The 2,358-nt window shown below is 42.1% G+C and carries 4 protein-coding genes; 3 read left to right on the forward strand and 1 reads right to left on the reverse strand.

Features of this window, described 5'->3' with window-relative positions; all coding sequences use genetic code 11:
* On the reverse strand, nt 1–597 hold a 597-nt coding region (locus tag ACKWCC_RS19095), incomplete at its 3' end, for a tyrosine-type recombinase/integrase (protein ID WP_413997568.1).
* A gap of 362 nt (nt 598–959) precedes the next feature.
* On the opposite strand from ACKWCC_RS19095, the gene ACKWCC_RS19100 reads away from it, so the two are divergent.
* The 3 genes from ACKWCC_RS19100 to ACKWCC_RS19110 all read left to right on the forward strand — a co-directional run bounded on the left by ACKWCC_RS19100 (nt 960) and on the right by ACKWCC_RS19110 (nt 2,274).
* The gene (locus ACKWCC_RS19100; RefSeq protein ID WP_413997569.1) at nt 960–1,292 is read left to right on the forward strand and encodes a type II toxin-antitoxin system RelE/ParE family toxin; all 333 of its coding nucleotides are present in this window, start codon (nt 960–962) and stop codon (nt 1,290–1,292) included.
* Between the two features lie 4 nt (nt 1,293–1,296).
* Nucleotides 1,297–1,629 carry a helix-turn-helix domain-containing protein gene (locus ACKWCC_RS19105; RefSeq protein ID WP_413997570.1) on the forward strand — a complete coding sequence of 111 codons (333 nt, stop codon included), beginning with the start codon at nt 1,297–1,299 and terminating at the stop codon, nt 1,627–1,629.
* 366 nt (nt 1,630–1,995) lie between these two features.
* A complete protein-coding gene (locus ACKWCC_RS19110; protein ID WP_413997571.1) occupies nt 1,996–2,274 on the forward strand; it encodes a type II toxin-antitoxin system RelE/ParE family toxin in 279 nt (92 codons plus the stop codon).
* Nucleotides 2,275–2,358 lie beyond the last annotated feature (84 nt).

Here is a 2,358-nt window from a genome sequence, read left to right on the forward strand (position 1 = left end):
TACGCCGTTGGCGGACAGCGCGACGGGCCTGCCTTCCCTATCGTTGCCATTGAAGAGCCATTGCACCGGACGCTCCGCCGCAAGATAGATCCGTATACCGCGGATGAGCAGGTCGCAAAGCGGTACATAGCGGTCCTTGCGGCCCTTGCCCTGGCGGATATGGAGCCGTTTCCTGTCCATGTCCACATCCCTGATGTGCAGGTTGCGCAGCTCGGCGTTGCGAAGTCCGCAACCGTAGAGCAATGCCAATAGCAAACGGTGCTTCTGTGGCCTGGGCGTTCTCAAAAGTAGCTTTACCTCTTCCCTGCTCAGGACCACGGGGAGTTTCTTGGGCCGCTCTATCGAGGGAAGCGCCACCCGGTGCTCGGGCAGCCCATAGATGCGGTACAGGTACCGAAGGCCATGGACGGTATGCTTGAAAAAACTCTCCGAAGGGGTTTTGTGACGCCTTTTTTGATGGTGCAGATAGTCCAAGACCTGTTCCCTGTCCAATGACAGGGGGCCGCACTTGAAGTGCATCGCCATGTGCGCAAGACAACGGGCATAGTTGGCAAGGGTACTTTGGCTCTTGCCCGAGAGCTCAATGGAGCGCTCCAATTTTTGGAAGTTCAGGGCAAACTCGGGAACCTCGATGCAGGCCCGCTCGATCAGGGTACTACTTTTTTTTCATAATTTTAAGGTGTTAAGATTAAACAGTTCTTAAAGGTAGTGAACGGTGAAGACTTGAAGCTACCTTTAGGTTTAGTTCAACACCGTATATAGCTCATTGCTGGTCAGGTGCTTAATCAAAAGAAAGTGAACAAATTAAAGGTCATTGTTAAACTGAAAAGTAGTTGTATAAAACCCGCTACTGCGCTTATACGAGACCGTTACCTGTAATGCGAGCCAAAATTCATAAAGTTTCCATATAATTCAACTTTTTGATTATCTTTGTTTTCGTAATTGAATACAAAAGCTGAATGAACAGAAGATTTGAAGTCGTTTTTCTCGAACAAGCGATTGATTTTTTAGATAGTCTCGATTTGAAAACAAAAGAGAAAATCTATTACAATATTGACAAAGCCAAACTCGGACTTGACCCTAAGCTGTTCAAAAAACTGACTGATGATATTTGGGAATTCAGAACAAAATATGGTGGATTGCAATACAGGCTATTTGCATTTTGGGACAGAACTGACAAATCCGAAACGCTCGTGATTTCAACACACGGAATTGTCAAAAAAGTAAGTAAGGTACCGAAAGCCGATATTGACAAAGCGGAACGAATTAGAAAAGAATACCTTGAACAATAAAATTATGGCAACGAAAAATAAAAAAATGAAAATGATGACCCTTGACGAACTAAAAGATAGGGATATCGGAAAAGTAGGATCACCAGAGCGAGATAAGTACGAATTTGACTTGCGAATGGAACTATTGGGCGAAATGATTAAGTCGGTGCGCAAAGAACGAAACTTAACCCAAGAGCAACTTGGCGAATTAATTGGCGTTCAAAAATCGCAGATTTCCAAATTGGAGCGAAATACTAAAAACGTCACTATCGAAACGATTTTAAAAGTATTTCGGGCATTAAAAGCCAATGTGAAATTTAGCGTGGAAATGAACGAAGCAGAATTTAAAGTAGCGTAGAAAGCACTACAGGTAACAATGTATAAAAACAATAGGGCGATTAGGTGCTAAACCCATAGCAGTAGTCTATTTGCAAGGTCGCCATTTTTTGTTTTAGCTTTTAAAGATGTAAATTGTAAAACCGTAATAACAAAAAACGGCTTGAGTTAAACTCGAATAGTCCGAGTATATCTACTGCCCTACTGTTCTTATTCTGGACCGTTGGCGTTTATTGTAGACAAACATTTCATTCAATGTAACTTTTAGTTGGATTTGTAAACTAATTAGTTAACTTTGTTGTTGTGGTAAGAAAGATAACAGCGTACAAGAACTATTTCGTTGATTTCTACCAATCGCAGGAAACGAAAGTCCAAGAGAAAATTGAATATGTTCTGGACTTGGTTCGATTTGAAAGGCAAGTGCCAAAAAAAGTTTTTCAAAGCGCTCGAAAATACGGACGGAATTTATGAAGTGAGAGTAATCACAACATTTAAAAGTATTCGGATTTTCTGTTTCTTCGACGATGGAAATTTGGTCGTACTTGCAAATTGTCTCGTAAAGAAAACCCAAAAAACACCGAAGAAAGACATCAAACTTGCCGAAAAATTGAAAAAAGAATATTTAAGAACTTGGATTCAACTGATAAACGCAACAGCTTGCTGTTGAAAAAAGCCCTCTCCGGAGATCTGGTCCTAGGGCCAGATCTCCGGAGAGGGCGGCGCAAAAACTTCATACCTTTGGGGTCGCTAA

It is taken from the genome of Maribacter aquimarinus (assembly GCF_047345505.1).
In the GTDB taxonomy this organism is placed as follows: domain Bacteria; phylum Bacteroidota; class Bacteroidia; order Flavobacteriales; family Flavobacteriaceae; genus Maribacter.